The 22,264-nt window shown below is 56.1% G+C and carries 12 protein-coding genes; 11 read left to right on the top strand and 1 reads right to left on the bottom strand.

Going from position 1 to position 22,264, the window contains the following annotated elements:
• Positions 1-10: 10 nt before the first annotated feature.
• The 5 genes from POG22_RS08330 to POG22_RS08310 all read left to right on the top strand — a co-directional run bounded on the left by POG22_RS08330 (position 11) and on the right by POG22_RS08310 (position 12,607).
• Positions 11-5,245 (top strand): WD40 domain-containing protein, encoded by a 5,235-nt coding sequence (locus tag POG22_RS08330; protein WP_498904690.1) that lies wholly within the window; start codon positions 11-13, stop codon positions 5,243-5,245.
• On the top strand, positions 5,242-5,748 hold the full coding sequence (locus POG22_RS08325) for a globin family protein (RefSeq protein ID WP_498904688.1): 507 nt from the start codon (positions 5,242-5,244) through the stop codon (positions 5,746-5,748). The genes POG22_RS08330 and POG22_RS08325 overlap by 4 nt, the downstream gene beginning before the upstream one ends.
• A gap of 664 nt (positions 5,749-6,412) precedes the next feature.
• Positions 6,413-7,678: an S-layer homology domain-containing protein gene (locus POG22_RS08320; RefSeq protein ID WP_498904686.1), complete on the top strand. Its 1,266-nt coding sequence runs from the start codon at positions 6,413-6,415 to the stop codon at positions 7,676-7,678.
• A 145-nt stretch (positions 7,679-7,823) separates the two neighbouring features.
• Positions 7,824-11,549, top strand: a complete 3,726-nt coding sequence (locus tag POG22_RS08315) for a PAS domain S-box protein (protein WP_498904685.1) — start codon at positions 7,824-7,826, stop codon at positions 11,547-11,549.
• A gap of 635 nt (positions 11,550-12,184) precedes the next feature.
• Complete coding sequence (locus POG22_RS08310; protein ID WP_063714931.1) at positions 12,185-12,607, top strand: hypothetical protein; 423 nt, start codon at positions 12,185-12,187, stop codon at positions 12,605-12,607.
• 308 nt (positions 12,608-12,915) lie between these two features.
• On the opposite strand, the gene POG22_RS08305 is transcribed toward POG22_RS08310, so the two are convergent.
• A complete protein-coding gene (locus tag POG22_RS08305; protein ID WP_498904683.1) occupies positions 12,916-14,970 on the bottom strand; it encodes a recombinase family protein in 2,055 nt (684 codons plus the stop codon).
• A 158-nt stretch (positions 14,971-15,128) separates the two neighbouring features.
• Between POG22_RS08305 and POG22_RS08300 the strand changes: the two genes are divergently transcribed.
• The 6 genes from POG22_RS08300 (at position 15,129) to POG22_RS08275 (ending at position 21,985) form a co-directional block, all read left to right on the top strand.
• A complete protein-coding gene (locus tag POG22_RS08300) occupies positions 15,129-16,559 on the top strand; it encodes a proton extrusion protein PcxA (RefSeq protein ID WP_498904682.1) in 1,431 nt (476 codons plus the stop codon).
• Positions 16,560-16,634: 75 nt separating this feature from the next.
• On the top strand, positions 16,635-17,780 hold the full coding sequence (locus tag POG22_RS08295; protein ID WP_498904680.1) for a pentapeptide repeat-containing protein: 1,146 nt from the start codon (positions 16,635-16,637) through the stop codon (positions 17,778-17,780).
• A 345-nt stretch (positions 17,781-18,125) separates the two neighbouring features.
• The gene (locus POG22_RS08290) at positions 18,126-19,487 is read left to right on the top strand and encodes an NAD(P)/FAD-dependent oxidoreductase (protein WP_063714927.1); all 1,362 of its coding nucleotides are present in this window, start codon (positions 18,126-18,128) and stop codon (positions 19,485-19,487) included.
• A complete protein-coding gene (locus POG22_RS08285; protein ID WP_063714926.1) occupies positions 19,420-19,722 on the top strand; it encodes an ArsR/SmtB family transcription factor in 303 nt (100 codons plus the stop codon). The genes POG22_RS08290 and POG22_RS08285 overlap by 68 nt, the downstream gene beginning before the upstream one ends.
• Positions 19,723-19,785: 63 nt before the next feature.
• Complete coding sequence (locus tag POG22_RS08280; protein ID WP_498904678.1) at positions 19,786-21,252, top strand: efflux RND transporter periplasmic adaptor subunit; 1,467 nt, start codon at positions 19,786-19,788, stop codon at positions 21,250-21,252.
• Between the two features lie 337 nt (positions 21,253-21,589).
• Positions 21,590-21,985, top strand: a complete 396-nt coding sequence (locus POG22_RS08275) for an SCP-2 sterol transfer family protein (RefSeq protein ID WP_498904677.1) — start codon at positions 21,590-21,592, stop codon at positions 21,983-21,985.
• The last annotated feature ends 279 nt before the right edge of the window (positions 21,986-22,264 follow it).

Below are 22,264 nucleotides of genomic sequence, written 5' to 3'. Positions count from 1 at the left end.
ACAGATCGTTTTGACAGAGGCTCGTGCATCGGTGGTCAACTCACAACGAGATCGATGGTCTGACGACAACCAAGACACTCTCGATAGCTTAGTGTGGGCGATCGAAAGCTACAGCGGCGATCGCAAGTTTGCGATCGTCTTCGCTCGCTGCAACGCCAGAGCATTATGGCACGGCGTCCTCACCCGTCTCCGCCAAGTTCCCGACCTCGATCTTTGTGAAATTTACCTGTCTCCATCGGCAACGACACTCTACAGTACGGTATCCGAAGCCTTAGCCGCGCGCAAAACTCGGTCGGGAGAATTCCCCGATGCGGCGATCGTGTCCGGCTTGCCCGAAGTCCGAGATCTCGACGGATTATTAAACAACGCCAAGAAAATCATCGAAGAACTGGCCAAAACCTTTCCGTTTCCGCTGGTGTTACACGCAACGGACGAAGTCCTCCAACGCCTCGTTCGCATCGCACCCGACATTTACAGTCGCGCCAGCATCGAGGAATTTCACCAGTCGATCGCAGACGTCAACGCCTTCATCGATCGCACCGCCGACGACATTTTCGATCGCGTTCTCGAAGCTGGGGCGGGGCGGTTTCTCGACAACGCCGATTTGAACCTCACCCGCGACTCCCAATTGTTTTGGGAACTCGAAACCGCCCGTCAAGCCCTCGCCAACAGCGCGATCGAGGTCGAACCCGAACGCCTGGCCAATTTAGAATTTTTACTCGGAAACGCCGCCGACCTCGACGAGTCGAAGCCCCAACACTACGAACGCAGTCTCGCCGACTTACAAACTGCCTTAAACGCGACGTCGAATCCCAAAAAGCACGCCCGCCTCGTCGAAAAACTCGGCTGCGTCCTCTACTGCTGCGGGACCAGTTGGCGCACGCGATCGGAACTCGACCGACAGGATTACGAACGCGACTGTCAACAGGCTTATCTCAACTTCAAACAGTGTATCGACCTGTTCGAGCGCGAAGGGCGTTTCGACCTCGTGGCGAAATTTATCAACGCCCTCGGCGACATCCTCGAACGCCAACAGTGTTGGGACGAACTACAAACCGTCGGGACGACCGCCACCGTCCTCCACCGCAGCCACCCCAACGCCTTTCGCCTCGCCCGCGCCTACAGCTTTGTCGCCGAAGCCGCCCTCGCCCGTCAAGACTGGCAAACCGCCCTCGACAACGCCCAGCAAGCCCTATCTGTTTCTCGTCACGCCACTCCCGACGAGCGCATCACCGACGCCTCCGAGAGCCAGATGTTTCGCGAATGGGTGCGATCGTTCAATCAAGGGGCGTATTACTTCGCCCTTGCTCGCGCCCAAGCCGGGTTGGGACAGCTTCGCGACAGTCTCGCCAGCCTAGAAACGGCACTCACGAAAACCAAGCCCGACTACGAACCGCAACTGTACGCCCGCATTCTCGAAGCCCTCCGCCGCGCCTATTTCCAAAACGGTGACTATCTCGACGCTTTCCGCCTCAAACAGCGTCAGTACACCCTCGAACATCAGTATGGATTCCGGGCGTTCGTGGGGGCGGGACGGTTACAGCCGAGTAAAAGCGTCAGCAACCTGGATTTGGAGACGGGAAAACAACCGGAAACGGTGGCGCGGGCGATCGCTGCTTCGGGACGCCTCGAGGACGTCAACCGCCTCGTGGAGCGCATGGGACGGGTCGATCGCAAGTTAACGGTATTGTACGGACAATCGGGTGTCGGTAAAAGTTCGCTGCTGCAAGCGGGGTTGGTTCCCGCTCTCACGGGTCGCGCCATTGGTAGCCGAGACGTTCTGCCGTTACTGCTGCAAGTGTACGCCGATTGGGAGTCGCGCTTTAGCGAGGCGTGGGTTTGCGCCCTCTCGAAAACCTTCGACGAAACGATCGCGATCGAGCCTCGGATGGCAGAGTTCTCGACGCAGTTGCAACGACAAACCGATCGCAACCGATCGGTCGTTTTGATTTTCGACCAGTTCGAGGAATTCTTCACCGCCTACCCCGACAGCGAGGCGCGACAGCCGTTTTATCGCTTTCTCTACGACTGTTTGAACCTGGCTTACGTGAAAGTCGTTCTGTCGTTGCGGGAAGATCGCCTGCACCATTTGCTCGAAATCGGCCGTTGTATCGATTTAGCTGTCGTCAACCATAACGTTCTCGACAAACAGATCCTGTACTATCTCGGCGCGTTTTCCTGCGAGAGCGCCAAATCTGTGATGGCACAACTCACCGCCCAACAGAGTCGGTTGTATTTCGAGAGCGCCCTGATCGATCGCGTCGTGGAGGATTTAGCCGAACGTAACGATCGTGCGACAGAAGGTACTGTCCGCCCCATCGAACTGCAAATCGTCGGCGCGCAGCTGCAAACCGATCGCGTCACGACGCTCGCGCAATACCGACAGCTCGGAGAACGCCCCAAACAAACCCTAGTACAACGATATCTCGACGACACCCTAGCCGACTGCGGCCCGGAAAACCAGCACATCGCCCAACTGGTGCTGTATCTGCTGACGGACGAAAACAACACGCGCCCCATTAAAAACCGCCTCGATGTCGAAAAAGAACTGCGATCGCGCTGCGGAGTCCTCGGAACGCCCAATTCCTCCGAACTCGCGGTGACCGACGCACAACTGGAACTGGTGTTGCAGATTTTCGTCGATTCGGGGCTGGTGTTTCTGTTTCCCGAAACCCCCGTCGAGCGCTACCAACTGGTTCACGATTATTTAGTGCGGTACATCCGCCAACAGGAAGGAGCGAAACTCCTCGAAAAACTCGAACGCCTCGAGGCCGAACGGCGACTACACGAACAGAAGCTCAACCGCGTTCTCAAACGGGCGGCGATCGGCGCGGGAATTGCTGCGATCGCTACCACCGCTCTGGCGTTTGTAGCAGTGCGCTTTGCCCGACAAGCTCGTTTCGAGCGACAGCAGGCCGAACTGGCGCACGTCCGGGCGATCGATTCTCTGAGTCGCTACGCCCGAGAACTGGCATCGGAACAGCGGGATTTCGAGCAGCTTCTCGAAGGGCTGCGCTTGGGACGTCTGCTCCAGCTTCACGAGCGCCTGCACCCGGACGAACAGATCCTCTCCCACGAGATGCACGATCGCGCGTTGTTCGCACTGCAAGAATCGCTCTATTGGGTGCGAGAGCAGAATCGCTTCGTCGGTCACGACGCTCCCCTTCTCAATGTCAGTTGGCATCCCGACGGTACGCATTTGGTGTCAGTCGACGAGACGGGAGAGTTCGTCGTTTGGAGGCAGTCGGGGGCGATCGCCCGTCGGTTTGTCGTCGATGGGGGACCGCTCGATCGGGTTCGGCTCAGTTCCGACGGCGACCTCTTCGCCACGGTGGGAAACGACGGTACGGTGACGCTGTGGAACGCGCGGGGGGACAAAGTCGCCGGACGAGCGATCGAGGCTGAAAACGCCACGAGCCTGAGTTGGCATCCCGACGCCGCGCGACTGGCCGTCGGCACTCGCGAGGGAACGGTGGAAGTTTGGCAAGTCGCGTCCGATGCCAACAACGAGATCTCGTTCGATTTGGTGGAGCGGTGGCGCGGTCACGACGGCTCGGTGAGCAGCCTTCAATGGCGTCCTGACGGCACGCAAATGGCATCGGCGGGGTCGGACGCGACCGTCAAAATTTGGAGCGCGACAGCCCCCAAAAACGAGGGCAACGAGACCGTTTTCGTGCGACCGGCCGTCCGAACGCTGAACGGACATACGGACGAGATTTCGAGCGTGCGCTGGCATCCCCGAGGCGACGGTCTGGCCACGGCGAGTCTCGACGGCACGATCCGAGTGTGGGACGCCACGGGAGAAGCCCGTCGGGTACTGTGGGGTCACGAGGATGGAGTGACGAGTTTGAGTTGGCGTCCCGATGGCACGGTTTTGGCCTCGGGAAGTTGGGACGGCACGATTAAGCTGTGGAACGCCGAGGACGGCCGCGAGCGACAAACTCTACGGGGCGATGACGACGGTATTGTCAGCCTCCAGTGGAGTTCTAACGGGAAAATGTTGGTGAGCGCCGATCGCTTACGCGGCGTCAAACTTTGGAATTTTCACGATCGCACTCTGAAAGTGTTGCAGAGCGATCGCGGGGCGATCGTGCGTTTGAGTTGGAATCCGCGAGGGACAACTTTCGCGACGGTTCACGAGGATGGGACGGCGACGGTGTGGGATTTACGCGGACGGGCGATCGCTCGCTTGTCAGATGACGAGTCGGACGAGGACGGGGCGATCGCCGATGTGGTATTCGCGGCGGACGGAGAACAGTTACTGACCGCCCACGACGACGGGACAGCCACGGTATGGACGACCTCCGGCGATCGCGTCGCGACGTTGCGCGGTCACGACGCCCCCGTGAGGCGGGTTGCGGTGTCTCCCGACGGCAACCTCCTCGCCACCGCCAGCCAAGACGGAACGGTGATGCTGTGGAACCGACGAGGACAGCCCTTGCAAACTTGGGTCGGTCACGACGGTACGATCGTGGCGATCGCGTTTCATCCCGAGGCGCCTGTGGTGGCGACGGCTGGTAGCGATCGCACGGTGAGACTTTGGACGTGGCGAGGAGAGCCGCTCTCGATCTTGCCGGAAAGCGATCGCCCGTTGACGGATATCGCTTGGCATCCCGATGGAACGATACTGGCAGTCGGAGATCGCGATCGCGCCATCGTCCTCTGGCAAGCGATCTTAAATGCGGAGGGAACGGCCTTGACCGAACCTGCTACCCCGATCCATCGTTTGTGGGGTCACGGTGCCGACGTGACTGGACTCAGTTGGCATCCCGACGGCGAAAGCTTAGCCTCCTCGAGTCACGATCGCACGGTGAAATTATGGACGCTCGATCGCCTGAACGCGACTGAGATCGCCCCGATGCGGATGCTCTCGAGAGGACGCATGACGAGCCGACCGTTCGGCGACGACGGGTTAACGGATGTCAGTTTCAGCCCCGACGGTCGGATTTTAGCTGCGTCGGATACCTCGGGACGGGTCGTGTTGTGGCGAAATTTAGATTTAAATCTCGATCTCGAAACGGCGATCGATCGTGGTTGCGCGTGGGTGGCGGACTATCTCCAGCACAGCCCCGATGCGCCGCCGGACGTAAAAGCGCTATGTCGCGGGAGAGATCGATCGAAACAGACCGATAAACTGAAGAAACGCTTGACGAGCAAACCTCTCGCAAGACGCCACGTCAGAAACACGGTAGGTTTAGTGAGTGTTTCTTGTCGAGATTTCCATTCACTCGAGGCATCGCGATGAAATCCAAGATTACGATTGTTATTGCTCAAGCAGATGCAGCGGGACGCTTTCCCTCTGAAGCCGATCTCACCGCGGCCTACAGCGAACTCGACCGAGCGGCGGCTCGTCTGGAAGCGGCAGAAAAGCTCGCCGTCTATCACGACGCGATCGTTCGGGATGCGGGGGATTCGGTGTTGCAACGTTACGAGACTCCGCGTCCGGCTCGCACGGTCGGCGTCGGGTCTCCAGAACCCCTCAGCCAAGGATACCGCGAGATCGATCGCTATCTGCGAGCGATCCATTACAGTTTGGTCGTCGGTAGTACGACCCCCCTCGACGAAGCTGGACTTCCCCTCAAAAGTCGCGGCTCTCAAGCGTTACCCCTCCCCCTCGAAATTTATGGGGCAGCCTTCGAGTACGTTCGCGATCGCGCCTCTGCTGGGTTGAAGCTCTCGCCACCCGCGCTGACGGAACTTCGTTTTTATTTGGAGTACGCGATCGACCGTTTCACGGGGACGCTATAGCGATCGCCACGGTTACCCGATCGACCTCAGTGGTGCAGAAAACTTTTCAAAATCTGAGATTGACAAAACACATAAAATATGTATCTAGGCTCGAGCCAGATCCCCGGCATCTTGGAGATGCCGGGGATCTCCGGCAGCAATTTACCGATCTGGGATTTCGTGGCCAACCCTTTAATACGGCGATATCTTTTCTAGCAAGGGTTTCAAGACTTTTCTGCACTACTAAGCCCGGTCAACTCAGAAACCTCAATATTTCAAATTGAGTTGATTTGAAATATTTCAAATCACAAGACCTGACACCTACCCTCGATCTGACATTTTTCCTAAATGGGTTGTCTTTGAGTTTTTCTCATCTTTTGCAAATGATTCGTCGTTTCTTTACATTACAAAAACAAACGTCGATCGGCAGTCTCAAAATGTGTTAATAATTTTAAACCGATCGGTCTTTGACTCGAATTGTCGGATGACATCGCGTCAAACTCACCGTGAAATCGATGTTAAAGCGCTTGCGAAAGTCATCGAGATCGGTCGAAACTTCAAAATCGCGCAAAAACGAGGCGAGAGACTTTTCGAGACCTTAAACGCCCTCAAAAGAGTTGCGCGAGTAAATTTGCTACCCTAAAAAGAGAAGCCCGCCTATATCGTTTTTCGTTTGTTGCTTCCCGTGCCGAAATTTAAACTTTTTCTAGTTCTTCTCCTATTCGCCTTAAGTGGCTGTGCGGGGAGTCCGTGGGGCGAGTCCCTCCAAGACTCCTTCGCCGCCGATCCCCAATTGCAAGATGCCACGCCGACTCCGAGTCCCAGTCCGGGGGAAACCGAGGCAGAGATCGCGCTTCCCGACGATTTCCCAGAGGCTTTTCCGCGCTATCGGGGCGCTCGTTTGATGCAAGTCGAAACCGAAGGCGATCGCGTGCGACTCTCTTGGAAAAGCACCGATCCCGCCAACGTTATCGCGCAGTTCTACCAGCGGCAGTTACAAGAGAACGATTGGGAACAGATCGAAACCCAAGAAGACGGCGATCGCATCACCAAAACCGCCCGTCGCGACGGTCTCGAGATCGCCCTGTCGGTGCGTCCCCATCCCGAGAACAGCGACACGGAACTCGTTCTCGAATACCCGAAAACTCCAGACGCTCCCACCTCGGACACCACCGCCTCAGACAGTTCTAGCGCAACGCCTGCCCCCACGCCAGCGCCTCCCCAATCTGACGCGACGCCGCTGCCCCCCGCCGCCGCCCCCACAACTAACTTTAGTGACTTAGACCGCGTCTCCGAACCGCTCCAGCCTTACGTGGCCGACTTGGCCGCCTTGGGGGTGCTGACCGCCGCGCCGCCCGAAAGCAATACGTTTTCCCCGAATTCACCGATTTCCCGTCGCGAATACGCCCGTTGGCTCCTCGAAACCAACAACAAACTCTACGCCAGCGATCCCGCCCAACAACTCCGCCTGGCCAACCCCTCCGTAACTCCCGCGTTTCAAGACGTTCCCAGCAGCGATCGCGACTTTCAAACGATTCAAGCCCTCGCCGAAACGGGCATCGTCCCGAGTCCTCTCAGCGGCGCCGAGACGACGGTACAGTTTCAACCCGACGCGCCCCTGACTCGCGAAGATATGCTGCGTTGGAAAATTCCCCTCGATCTCAGACGCGCGCTTCCGAGTGCCAGCATCGACGCCGTCAAAGAAACCTGGGGATTTCAAGATACCTCGCGCATCGATCCCGATACCCTGTCTGCCGTGCTGGTGGATTTCCAAAACGGCGATCGCTCGACGATTCGACGGTCGTTCGGTTACACGACCCTGCTGCAACCGAAAAAAGCCGTCACCCGTGCTGAAGCCGCCGCAAGTTTGTGGTACTTCGGCTATCAAGGCGAAGGGCGATCGGTTCGCGATCTCGTCAGGGAGGAGTCGAGCGTCGAGAGCGGAGACTAACGCCAGTCACTCGCCCGTGACAGCGAACGAACCCTGGTGAAGACGGTTCCCCAGAGAACCGTTTCTTCTGAGTCCTCCCAATTTCCCCGCTTCACGTTACTCGTGGCACTGTCGTCGCGCTATCCCATCTGCCACTCAACCGTCCATGAACTCTCGCCGACGCCCTCAGTTATTGGTTCTCGATCTGACCCTCGTGTCTCTTATCGCGATCGGTGGCGGTGGTGCGTTCTGTTTTCGGGCGGCGATGGAACGAGAGCGAACACATTTAAGTCAAATCGCTCGCGATCGCATCCGACTCGTCAGCGCGATATCTCGCGAAACGGGAAACCGCGACGATACATTGGCTCGGGTCTCAACCCAACTGGCAGTTCCTCCCAGCGAAGAGGCCGGCGATCGCGCCGATAAACCTCCATCTTCCCCCAACACAGCTCTCGTGCGCCGAGACAACGGGATCGTTTGGCTGTTCGATCGCAGCATCCGTCCCGAAATCGCGATCGCCGACCTCCAAAACGGTGAATTTCTACCCGTCGATCGCGTCCTCGAGGGAAACTCGGGAACGGCGATCGCTCGAACTCCCAACGGAAAACGGGTTCTCGTCGCTTACGAACCCGTTCCGAACTTGCCGTGGGGCGTCGTCGTCCAAGTGTCGCTGGCGGAGGTACGCGCCCCCTTTATTAAAGTCGGTCTATATACCCTCACCCTCGTCCTCGCCACCGATATCCTGAGCTTTCTCTGGCGGCGACATCGGGAAAACGCGGTCGTCCGAGAAATCCAAACCCTCAACCGCAATCTCGAAACTAAGGTTCGCCAGCGGACGACCGAACTGACCCAACTCAACCAAAACTTACAACGACAAGTTCGCGATCGCCAACGCATCGAAAGCGTCCTGCGGGAAACCACCCATCGCCTCGAAGCGATCTTACAAAACGTCGCCGACGGAATCGTGGTTTTCGGTCGCTACGGTGAAATCATCTACGCCAACGACGAAGCCGCTCGGTTAGCGGGATACGAAGACATCGAGCATATGATCGCCAGTCAGCGACCCGTCTCGCCTCAATGCGACGTTCTCGACGAAGCCGGTCAAATTGTCCCTCGCGAAAACTTACCTCAAACCGCCGTTCTCGAGGGTATCGCCAGCCACTTTCAAACCCTGCGCTATTACAACCGCACGACCCACGAGGAACGCTGGGTATTCGTCAAAGCCACCCCCGTTTCAAACGACGACGGCGATTTCAATTTGGCGGTGGTCGTCACCCACGACATCACCGATCGCGCCAACGTCGAAGCAGCCTTGCGTCAGAGCGAAGCTCGCTATCGCCGCATTGTCGAAACCGCCTCCGACGGCATTTGGATTATCGACGCCGACCGGGTGACAACGTTCGTCAATCCCAAGATGGCGCAAATGCTCGGCTATCCGATCGAAGATATTTTAGGGCGATCGATCTTCGAGTTTATGGACGAGAGCGATCGCGAGGCGGCCGCCGACAAACTCGCCCGACACCATCAAGATACAGTTCGACAATACGACTTAAAACTGCGCTGTCGCGACGGTTCCCAACTGTGGACGATCGTGTCGGCGACGCCCGCGTTCGACATGACTGACGGTTCCCTCGGCTCCTTGGGCGTCACGATCGATATTACCGAACGCAAAATCGCTGAAGACGCCCTGCGAGAAAGTGAGGAACGGTTTCGCGCCCTGTTCGAGCAGGCGGCGGTGGCGATGGCCGTGATGACGTTGGACGGTCGCTTTTTTCGGGTCAATCAAGCCTTTTGCGAGCTGTTGGGATATTCTCGCCCGGAACTGCTGGAGTTGCGCCTCGGAGACATCACGCACCCAGCGGATTTACGGACGACCCACGAAAAACTCATCGGATTGCGCGAGGGAATTGGCGATCGCTATTCCCTCGAAAAACGCTACCTCGGGAAAACCGGCGAGATCGTCTGGGTCAGTTCTACCGTCTCCATCGTGCGCGATGGTAACGGGTCTCCGAAATACCTGTTAGGCGTCGTCCAAAACATCAGTCAACGCAAACGGGCGCTTCGAGAACGGGAAACGGCCGAAACCGCACTGCGAGAAAGCGAAAAACGCTTCCGAACGCTGGTACAAACCGCCGGAAGTGCGATTATTGCTCTGGCCAGCGATCGACGGATCGTCGAGTGGAACGACGAAGCCGAACGACTCTGTGGCTGGACGCGAACCGAAATGCTCGGAGAGGATTACTTTACCCTTTGTTTGCCCCCGGCTTGGCGCGATCGCGTCGCGGCTCAGTTCGATCGCGTCCTCGGCGGACAACTCGTCCGAGAGTTCGAGCATCAGGTGTTCGACGCCCAGGGGGAAACGCGGGAAGTCCTGTGGAATTTCAACCGCTGGTACAACGCCCAATCGAAACAGTGGGAAATTGTCGCCTGCGGTCAGGACATCACCGAACGCCAACAAGTTCAAGCCGCCCTGCGGGAAAGTGTCGAGCGGTTTCGCGCCATTTTCGAGCAGGTGGCGGTGGGGGTGGCTTACGTCAGCGGAGACGGGGCGATCGTCGATGTCAATCAGAAATACGCCGATATTTGCGGCTACCGCCAATCGGAACTGCGATCGAAATCGATCGCCGCGATCGTCCATCCCGACGATCGCGGCGATTGGGCGTCTTGGACGAACCGTCTGCTGGGGGGAGAACTCGACACCTTTTCCCGCGAGATTCGCTATTTGCGCCGCGATCGAACGACGATCTGGGTCAATCTCACAGCCTCGATCCTACACGACGCCAAGGGACGACCGGAAAACTTTCTGCACGCGATCGAAAATATCAGCGATCGCAAACAAGCGGAAGCCGACTTGCAACAGGCCAACCAAAAGCTGAAGGAGAACTTACACGAACTCGAACTTCGTCACGAGGAAATGGTCAACCTCAGTCGCACCAACGAGTTTCTGCAAGCCTGCGCGTCGCTCGAGGAAGCCTACGACGCTCTGGGGGATTTGCTGCGTCCTCTCTTTCCCGGTTGTTCGGGGGGATTGTTTTTACTCGAAGGCGATACGGAACTGCTCGAACCCGTCTCGGTTTGGGGACTTCCACTCGAGGAAGCGATGGAAATTTCGTCGGATTCCTGTTGGGCGTTGCGGTTGAGTCGCGCCCACTGGAGCGATCGCCAGACGAAATTGCATTGCAAACACCTGCGCTATCCCTCTCCTCCCGCCGAGTCTCTCTGCGTTCCGGTCATCGCGCAGGGGGAAACGCTCGGACTGTTGCAAATTCAGTCGCCAGAGCCGGGAAACCTCACTGAAGCCAAACAGCACCTCGCTCGGACGGTGACCGAACACGTGGCGTTGACACTGTCGAACCTACAGTTGAGGGAAACCCTCAAACGCCAGAGCATCCGCGATCCCCTCACGGGACTGTACAACCGTCGTTATTTAGAAGAATCGCTCGATCGCGAACTGCACCGCGCCAGCCGCGACGACTATCCTCTCAGTGTCGTCATGCTGGATGTCGATCGCTTTAAAAAGTTTAACGACAAGTTCGGCCACGATGCGGGGGATGCGGTATTGCAACGTCTCGGGGAGTTTCTTCAGCATCAAGTGCGCGGATCGGACGTCGCCTGTCGTTATGGCGGCGAGGAACTGACGTTGGTGTTACCGGGAGCGTCTCTGGAGATCGCTCGCGATCGCGCTGAAAATATCCGCCGAGGGATCGAAAATTTACACGTCAGCAGTAACGGACGCCTCCTTGGAACGATTCGCGCCTCTCTCGGCGTCGCGAGTTTTCCAGACTGCGGTACGACGTGGGAAGAGATTCTACAGGCGGCCGATGCGGCTTTGTATCGCTCGAAGGCGAACGGACGCAATCGCGTTACCGTGGCCGAACCGGTGACGGGGTGATCGGTTTCCGAGGTGAATCTTGCCGGTACAGCACGGGACTTCTCACGTGGGCAAATCCCTCGTCGGTTCGAACGACACCTGTAGACGACTCAGATCGATGGCCTATACTAGCGATCGAGCTGTTCTTGTCGATGGAAGTCCTTCGATACAGCCGCTTGAGGCGAACGCTTCACTCGTTCTGAGTCGTGCGAGCGTCTATTCTGTCGCAAGCTGGAACTTTTGAGGGGAATCTGTCGTCTCTCGCACCGACCCTGTTTTGCATGCAGTGTGTCTCCCCTAACGGCCGATCGCGGACTTCAATCGCGATCGCAGTTTCACTAGAACTTCAAGAGTTTAACGTCACAGACTCGATCGTTGTAACGTTTCTCTTGAGATTTAGAAACGCGAGATCGAGTTATCTCCTCGATCTCGCTGCGAAGCCGATCCGATCGATCGGATCGGACATTTTGTTATTGTTTTTCTCGGTTTCAAGATCGTTTCTCGATCGATCTGCACCCCAGTATTTTGGGAAAAAATTTCGGAGATCGAAGGTGCGAGTTTGAACTCGATTAATAAATTTTGAGAGAACCGAGAAATTGGAAAAGTTGGTTTATAATCCCTAGGTAGAGTACTGGTATCTCTGAGGAGTTGAGCGAATGAAATTCAACCGACTGGGCGTATCCGCAGCCGTCCTAACGTTTGCGTCTCTCGCGATCGGGGGCGTTAAAGCTCCTGCGAATGCTGGAACGGTCAACACGACTGACTCCGTAGAAGTGGCGCAACGAGTCGGCGATCGTCCTGGTGACGTTTGCCGCCGAGTCAACGGTTCCAACGTTCTGTACACCGAACCCGACATGAATTCGGCTGAAATCGCCAATATGCTCGATGGCGAACAAGTTCACATGATCCGTAACGCCTTCATGGGTACTGACGGCATGATGTATTTCGAGCTGGAAGACTCCGTGGGCAATATGGGCTATATGCCTGCCAGCGCTCGGATGTTTCCCGGTGGACCGCTCGAATCGACCCTCGTTTACTGTGTCGGTGAAGGCCCGGCGACGTTCCCCGTAACCTGGTAGTTCGACGCCCAGTAACTGAAGTTGAAAAAGAGACGCGCCGAGCGCGTCTCTTTTTCAGCGAACAGCGATCTGCAAACAGTTCTTCATACGGAATCCGCACACCATAGCCCCTTTTAACGCGATCTCCCAAAATCGATTTAAGTCCTGGCGTACAGGGAATTTACGACGGGGTCTGCAAAACAGGTTTTTCAAAACTGGATTTTGTATCAACCGTGGGGGACCGTTGAGAGTTGACAGTGCCTCGGCTGCGGAAGCTTCACTCTTGACTCTTCCCTCTACCCTCTTCACTGAAGACGCTCCCCATCACCTCACCGCATCACCGCTTCGGGTGCGGCGTTGGCTAGGGCGAGCAACAGCCCAGTTTGCTCTCGGCCGTTGACGGCTAACTCGCTGTTACCTAGGACGATTCGGTCTTCGACCCGCGCGAGTAAATCGTAGAGAATGCGTTCGAGGCGATCGAAATCGCCCTGTTGAATGTCTTCTTCGGTTTGGGGAAACGGCAGTCGGGATCGGAGAAACAACGGTGCGCCAAACAACGAAGCCGCACCCCGCTGCAACCATAACGGCGACCCGATATCGAGCCAGACGTGCCAGCGATGGCAGAGGCGACTGTTGCGATATTGATAAATGTTACTCAAGAGAACGGCCGGACGCGCGAGATGTCGCAGAGGATAGGGATCGGCCGAAACGGTTCCCCGTCGTAACAGCTGCACGAACTCGCCGATGGAGGTGCTGGCGTCGTAACGCCCTCCTCGAACGCGACGTTCGACGTCCCAAAAATGTTGGGCGGTTTCGAGAAGTTCTCGTAAGGCTTCGAGGCGGTCTTCAGGGAGCTGGGGACGCCAGAGAAAGTCTCGCACGATGCGATCGATGGCGATCGTGGGAGCGTCGAGCCGTAGCTGTTCTTCCTGGGTTTGGTTCTGTTCGATCCATTGTCGGATGTTTTCGTAAGCCGTTTTTGCTCGATATCCCAAGCGATCCCATCGCTCGAAGGTTTCGACGGGTAACAGGTGCGGTCGGTCGGGATCGGGTACGTAGCATAGGTCGCACAGCGTTCCCGCTCGTACGGGATCGATGGCGCTGTCTCCCCGTTCGCCCGAGGATAACACGACGAGCATTTCAGCGACGGCCGAGCGATCGATCGTCCGACCTAAGCCGGGATACAACAAGGCTAACAGTGTCAGTACTGCCCGCACGCTGGGAGAGCTGACTAAAGGACGTTGGATGTTGAGCGATCGCACGGGAATGCCACGATCGCTTAAAATGCGCGTGAGGGTATACCGTGCGATCGCATCTAAACCCGGCCCGATGACGGCAATGTCTTGCGGTTCGACGGCTCGGGACGTGACTGCCTCGACGATACGCTCGGCGACCTGGCGCAATAAATCCGCCCGCGATCGCGTGTGAATCGACTGTACGGTCGCGCCGGGAAGTTGCCGCCAATACGTCGGGTCTAAGGCGAGTTTCACGATCGCGTCTCCCCAAGTGACAGCTAACCCATTGCGCTCGGTTAAGGTTTCGACGCGACAGCGTTTCGAGATCTGTTTCATCTCGTCGGGATCGGCGTTGAGTCCGAGGCGAATTCCCCCTTCGGGGTTGAAGGTAAACGTCCCCGGAATCCCTAAATCGAGCAGGGTCTCGAACAGCAACCGCGCCACGGCAGGATATTCGTCTACGTCGTCGGCGAACACCCGATCGAATCGCTGTTTGAGATGATGTTGGTATTCGGGATGGGGAAGTAATTCGCGCCAGTACAGGTCGAAAATCAGTCCGTACGCGAGCAAACCACGGGACAAACACCACTGTCGCCAGCGCAGTAACAACTCTCCTTGCAGCGACCACAGGTCGGCCGAACCCTCTTCGTTGGGGAATCCCTGCGCTAACCGTTCGGGAATCGTTTCGAGGGGAATTCCCGCTGCTGCTGCTAGCTGTAGGAAGTCTAAGGTTCGCCGGACGAGGCGATCGCTCCTGAGACCGACTTGCTGCAACTGGCCGCTGTCGAGTTCGGGTTTCCACAGTTCGGTCGCGAGGGCTTGTTCGGTTTCTGGACGCAACCGCACCGGGAACTGCGCTCGCAAATCCAGTTGACGCACCAGTAACGGCCAGAACAGCACCACTTCGTTTTCAAAAAAGCCCAGCGGCGTTGTAACGTAGACAGGAGATCGCCCCGAGGTGGCAACGACGATGCGATCGCTCAACGTCATGCGATTGTCGCCGTTGGCCGCTAAGACCAAGGCCGTCGGCTGGGGCAGGACACCTTGAAATTTAGCTGTTGACGTCGGCTGTTGGTTCAGTTGCGACACCAAGGCTGTTGTTTTTCCGCTACGACTGGTTCCGACAATCCAAACTGACTCGACAGGCACCGCTTAACCTCGAATGGATTTGTTAACATACTACTGACTTCGTTCGGTTTCGTTGGGTCTGTTTGTTGTCGAGACTCCTCGCTCGGTGGTATTTTCTGAGTTTCGACTTTTGTTTCGAGCGTCACGACACTACCCGTTTTTTTATTGATTCACAAGACATGAAAGGTCAAGGTTCTCAAGGCATCCCAGGCGTGTTGCGAGCCGTTCGTCGTTGGTATTTCAAAACTCCAGAACGTGCGTTGGATGCTGCCTATCGAGCTGCATTGAAAATTCGATCGATCGAAAACGATTATTTCGATGGGCAATCGATTTCGCTTTCGTCAGAACGCTACAGTCGTCTAGAACTCAATCAATTTCAATCCGAACTTTCTCATTATTTATCGACGATCGAGCGACGTTTGGCAGAGTTTCGAGCCAGTCGTTCTACGTTGAATTTTATCACACAACAAACCGATCGCGCAAATATCAATTTAGAGCCGATCGACGAGACGAAATCTCGTTATTCTCCCGATGAAAAGTATCAGTTTTCGGAGACACTCAAAAAACTAAAGATAATCGATGAGGTAATTGCGAAATACCGACGAGAAGCAAACTCGGAAGCTCTAAAAAATAGGAATGCAACCGCCAAATCCTCGTCGCCTAAAACGACGGTTGCCGTGCGATCGCAAACTCGAAAGACGGCGATCGAAACGAACGGTAAAAATGGAAAAACCTCTCCGACGAGAGACTGGCGCGATCGCCTCAGCGAACCTCAAGAGCCTCGCGTCGAAACTGCCAGCGATGTCGAATCGATGGCAGGAAAAGCGAGTTTGCTACCGCGATCGATTTTACGAACCATCGATCGCATCAAGCGCGAACTCGATCCCAACGCTGAAGAGGAAGTAGTCGAAAAGTTTCGCTACTACAAGAGCAAAACCGTCATTTCACTGAAGTTCATGCTCTTGTTAGTACTGATTCCGTTACTCACCCATCAAATCTCTAAAAACTTCGTCATTCGACCGATCTACAACGAGTTTTTCAACCAGAACGTCGATGTCTTCATCAATCAAGATTTTGAAGAAGAAGCCTTCATCGACTTGCAGCGATACGAAGAACGGCTGCGATTTCGCATGGCCATCGGACAAATTCCTAAGCTCGGGCCAGAGGAAATGGAGGAGCAAATCGAGGAAAAAGCCCACGAAATCGCTGAAGAATACCAAGCACTCAGCAATAACGCCGTCCAAAACGTTTTCGCCGATCTCTGCTCGCTCGGGGCGTTTTGTGCGGTCGTGATAACGAGCAAGCGGGAGTTGGCGATCGTCAAATCCTTTATCGACGATTTGATTTACGGACTCAGCGACAGCGCCAAAGCGTTTATCATCATCCTGTTTACAGATATTTTCGTGGGATATCACTCTCCCCACGGCTGGGAAGTGATTCTCGAGAGCATCTCCCGTCACTTCGGATTACCTGAAAGCCGCGACTTTAACTTTCTGTTTATTGCCACGTTTCCGGTGATCCTCGATACCGTGATGAAATACTGGATTTTCCGCTATCTCAACCGGATATCGCCGTCTGCTGTGGCCACGTACCGCAACATGAACGAGTAACCGACGAAATCGCCCCCCAAAAACGCTACGATCGAGTTTTATCGTTGCCGCTGTCACTCTCGTTTTTTTGCCCTTATGAGCTTCGTTCGGTCTTGCGTTGTTGTTTTCTCTGCGATCGCCCTCGCGACACCTGCTGTTGCCTTCGACGACGACGATGTCGAACAATTGCGATCGAGCCTCGCCTGTCGCGGGTGCGATCTCGAAGGGGCGGATTTGTCGGGGTTGAATTTAGCAAACGCCGACTTGCGAGACGCCGATCTCACTGAAGCTCGTCTCGTCGGAACGAACCTTGCCAACGCCGATCTGACGGAGGCCGAACTGATCGAGGCCGATCTCAACGGGGCGAACCTCAGCAACGCCAACTTCACCGAGGCCGATCTCACCCAAGCCTCGTTACGAGAAGCGATCGCGATCGACGCCAACTTTCAAGAAGCGACGCTGGTATTAGCCAATGGCGTCGGGGCGAACTTCGACGGGGCAAACTTGAGCGAGGCGAAATTGGGAGTAATACAACTGCGGTTAGCGAGTTTGCGAAATGCCGATTTAAGTTTCTCGCTGTTGGGACGGGCGAACTTACGGGGTGCCGATCTCGAAGGGGCGGACTTGCAAGGGGCAAAACTGACCTTTACGAACTTGCGATACGCCAACCTCAGCAACAGCGATCTCGCGGCGGCGAACTTTACCAATGCAGATTTACATCGATCGCGGTTAGACGGATCGAACTTGCAAAGTGCGATTTTGACGGGGGCGACGATCTCGAACGCCTTACTCCTCGAAGCCAATCTCAATCGCGCGACGTTGACGGGAGCGAATTTGAGCGAGTCGAATCTGTCTGGCGTCAGTTTGACGCGGGCGACGGCCTTGGGCGCGAATTTAACGGATGCGAACTTATCCGGGGCGGGGTTGAATTTTGCCAATTTCAACGGCGCTCAGTTTGAAAATGCCGATTTGCGCGGTGCGGTGTTGAGCGAAGGTTCCTTTATCGGTGCGGACTTTACGACGGCGAACCTCAACAACGCGTATCTGTTTGGGGCGAACTTGACGGCGACGCTGTGGTTCGATGCCAGGTTGGAGCAGGTGGATTTAACGGAAGCCCTTCTCACGAATGCCAATCTCAGTTACGCCAACCTCACGAACGCAATTTTACAGGAGGCGGATTTGACTGACGCAATCTTAACCGGTGCGATCGTCCCTTTTACAGCGAGCAGCGAACAGCCGTAGGGTGCGTGACTTGAAACATGGAGTGTAAATCCTTAGACCAATAAATCGTCACGCACCGCGAATGTACGCCGCCAACATCCAAGGGTACGGGTCGATCGGTGAAGAGTGCAGAGGGCAGAGTGTAGAGTGGGAATTTCTCTTTAACTGTTCACTCTAGATTCTTAACTCTTCCCTGAAGAAGCTCCCCCTTTCCCTTGCTCTAAAAGGCAGACGCAAAAAAACTTAAGATTTCTGCCTTGACAATATTACTAGCTACTCATATAGTTGATATATGAAAAGAAACAAATTTTTTAGCGATCCCAACTGGGTGGGAACGCCAAAATTTCTGTACGGATAGGAGGAATCATGGCTCATATCGCGATCGTCGGCGGTGGGATTGGCGGTTTACCGACCGCTTACGAACTGAGACACTTACTGCCACGCGAGCATCAAGTCACGCTCGTCTCCGATCGATCGAAATTTACATTTATCCCGTCGTTGCCGTGGGTGGCCTTCGATATGACGCCCCTTGAAAACGTTCAGCTCGAAATCGAGCCGCTGTTGAAATGGCGGGGCATCGACTGGATCGATGGTAAAGTCACCCATCTCGATCCCGAAGCGAAAACCTTAGTTGCGGGCGATCGCACCCTCAATTACGACTATCTCGTGATTGCAACCGGAGCGTCCTTAAACACCGACGCCATCCCCGGTTTGGGGCCCGACAACGGCTATACCCATTCCGTGTGTAACCCACACCACGCGGAAATGGCACGGGAAGCCTGGCTGAAATTTGAAGAAAACCCCGGACCGCTAGTAGTCGGTGCCGTACCGGGTGCCAGTTGCATGGGGCCGGCTTACGAGTTCGCCTTGCTGGCCGACTACGTCTTGCGAAAACGGGGACTGCGCGATCGCGTTCCCATTACCTTCATCACCCCCGAACCCTATGCCGGACAGTTAGGCATTGGCGGTATGGCGAACTCTGGAAAGTTGGTGACGGAACTTTTCAAAATGAAGCAGATCGAGTGGGTCGAAAACGCCGCCGTTACCGAAATCTCTCCAGAAGACGTTTGTTTGTCTGACGGTCGCCGCTTCCCCTTCAAATACTCGATGTTGCTACCACCGTTCGTGGGGGCGCAATTCTTACGAGACGTTCCTGGTTTGACCGATGCCAAAGGGTTCGTTCCCGTTTTACCGACCTATCGGCATCCCGAGCTTCCCTCGATTTATACCGTGGGGATCGCTTCCCAACTGGCACCGCCGGAAAAAACAGCCGTTCCCCTCGGCGTTCCCAAAACCGGACAAATGACCGAGTCGATGGGAATGGCAGTCGCCCACAACATCGCTCGCGACCTGGGCGTCATCAAAAGCGCTCCCGTCAAACCCGCCCTCGAAGCCATTTGTATGGCGGACTTTGGCGATACCGGAATTATCTTCATCGCTCAACCCGTCGTCCCCGACAACAAAACTCGCACGCGACGCCGCTCGATCGCCAAACGGGGAATTTGGGTCAGTTGGATCAAAATAGCCTTCGAGCGGTTCTTTATGGCGAAGATGCAGAACGGTCTGGGGGTTCCTTGGTTCGAGAAATTGGGGCTGAATCTACTCGGCGTCCGTCTCGTCGAACCCTTATCCGAGGCCGAACGACTAGAGGAAATGACTCATGGATCTGGATCTCGCCCTTCCGGAAGCCGATTTGGAGTGGCTCGCGAACCGCTTCAAAATTCTTAGCGAACCGACGCGACTGCAAATTCTCGCTGCGATTTGCCAACAGGAACGAAAAGTTTGCGAGATTTGCGATCGCACTGGGCTGTCCCAAGCCAACGTTTCTAAACACCTGCGACTGCTCAAAGACGCTGGCGTCGTCGCCTGTCGTCGCGAGGGCGTCAGCCGTTACTACCGTCTCGTCGATCGCGACTTGCTCGATCTCTGTACGAAAGCTCACTGTCGCAACCAGACGAAATAAATCGGTCGTGCGACGGTTTCTGTCGGCGATCGCCACCCCTCAACCTTTCACCCTCGTACTGCCATGACACACTCGTTCCTACACTTACAGCCGGACAAACATCTCTTACAGAAAGTCGGTACCGTCGGACTGGTCGGCTTGTTAATGGCCAGTGCTGGGGGAGCGGGTTGGATTGCGGCGCGTCAAGAACGCGAATCCATCGCCCACGCCGCCACCGAAACCGCCAGCTTTCGAGTCAAAACCGCCCTAGCCGAACGGAATCCCGTCGAAGCCGATCGCGTCCTGACCGGTTCGGTCGAAGCGGTCAATACCGTGACGCTGACCAGTCGCGTGGCGGGGACGATTCGCGAGTTGTCCGTTGAAGAGGGCGATCGCGTGCGGGCTGGAGATCCCATCGCCTTTATCGACGTGGCGGACATTCAAGCTCAGCGGACTCAAGCCGAGGCCAGCATTCCACAAGCTCAAGCCTCCGTCAGCGCGGCGCAGTCGGCTTACTTGGCGGCGCAGTCGCAACAGAACCAAGCTCGAGCTTTTGGGGTCGAAGCCCAAGCGTTTCGTGCCGAAGCCCAAACGCGACTCGACCAAGCGATCGCTGACCACGAAACCGCGAAAGCACAACTGCAAGAGGCACAAGCCAACCTCGAGGATGCTAAGCTCAACCAGCGACGGATGACGATGTTGCAAGCCGACGGTGCTGTGAGTCAATCGCGCCTCGACGACGCCAACACTCGCTTGGCCATGGCAGAAGCCCAAGTCGAACAAATTCGCTCGGAAATCGATCGCCGCAGCGGGGCGATCGAACAGGCGCGGACGCAAATCCAACAAGCCAACGCCCAAGTCGAACAAGCTAGCGCCCAAGTCGAACAGTCGCAAGCGCAGATCGAACAAGCTAGCGCCCAAGTCGAACAAGCCGAAGCGGGGGTTCGACAAGCTCGAGCTCAAGTCGATCGCACGATCGCCGATCTCGATTACGGTACAGTTACAGCACCTTTCGACGGCGTCATTACCCGCAAGCACACTGATGTCGGGGCAATGGCGGGAGCGGGACAGTCGATCGTTACCCTCGAAAGTACCGATCGCCTGCGGTTTAGCGTTCCAGTCCCTGAATCTCTGGTGGGACAACTGAAACTGAACCAACCGATGACGGTTCGGATCGACGCCCTCGATCGCGCCGTGCGGGGTCGCGTCAGTCAAATCGTTCCGTCCTCCGATCCCAGGGCGCACAACTTCACTGTCAAAATCGATCTCGATCCCGATAACGGCGTCATGCCGGGGATGTTCGGTCGCTTGGCACTGACGAGTCAAAACCGCGAGGCGTTGATGGTTCCCACCGAGGCGATCGTCGAACGGTTGGGCATTCAAGGGGTGTACGTCGTACAGGGTAACCAAGCCTATTTCCGCTCCGTCGTCACTGGCGCAACGCACGGCGACGTCGTGGAAATCTTCCGAGGCGTTGAGGAAGGCGATCGCATCGTTCTTTCCCCCGTCAAAGAACTGCGCGATGGCAGTCCCGTCGCCCCAATTAATTAATTCAACGAACAACCGACATAGCAGTGACCGAAGTTCGGTGCGTGACGTGGAAAATCTCAGGTTACGGTCAACGCCAGACCTTTTCTGGCCGCGTCACACACCCTTGTATGTGGGCGGTGCGTGACGCACCAGAGAAAATTTACCTGACTTCGGCCACCTTTTCTGGCCGCGTCACACACCCTACGACTGGCGACTGAAACACTGTTCGCTGCTCACTGTTCGCTGTTGGCTGAAAGAGGGGTGGGTGGGGTGGGGAGGTGACGACGATACGGCGATCGCAGGGGCGATCGTCCTTTCCAAACAAACTCAAAACGAAATCAGGAGGATACTGAATTTTATGGCAGACTTATTTTCGCCCGAATGGATGCACGGTTATCAAGCGCAATGGAACGCAGAATCCGAGCTGTCCGACGCTCTCGCGAAGATTAACTTCACAGCGAACATCGGCTACGGCTTCAAAGGCGACGACAAACCGACTGGCGTGTTAGTCATTGAAAATGGAAAAGCAGTTGCGGCTGGAGCCTACGACGGTCACGAATTGAACTGGGATCTCAGAGCCGATCGCTCCCACTGGGAGAAATGGTTGAAAAGCGGCTTGAACATGATGGGAATGGGCATGGCCTACACGAAGGGTAATTTGAAGTTTGTCGTGGGAGACTACGGCGCAATGGTGAAAGACCCTCGCATGGTGGGGCCGTTCATCAAATCCTTCTCTGTGATGGGTCGCGTTTAGCTCTCTCGGCGGGAAGCCCCGCGCTGCAGATGAAGGTCAGCGGCGGCCGGGAGAGCCGAGCGGCAAGGTATAATGTTGACAAGCGGGATAGAAGAGATGTAGCCGTGGTGGGCGAACTCACCCGATGTGAAAAGGCGCTTACCAAAAATTTGGGTCTAAAGCCTCGCCCTTGCAGGGCGACTTGGCTATGATGTCAGAGAACTGGAACGGTATTTAACCAGTCTAAAAACCGAGCCTCTAATCGAGGCATCCGAACCTTGAAAACTAGAGTTAGCGGGT

Source organism: Geitlerinema sp. CS-897, assembly GCF_028368005.1.
Taxonomy (GTDB): Bacteria; Cyanobacteriota; Cyanobacteriia; order Cyanobacteriales; family Geitlerinemataceae; genus Baaleninema; species Baaleninema simplex.
The sequence above is the reverse complement of the archived record's forward strand: the minus strand, read 5'-3'. Positions and strand labels throughout refer to the sequence as shown.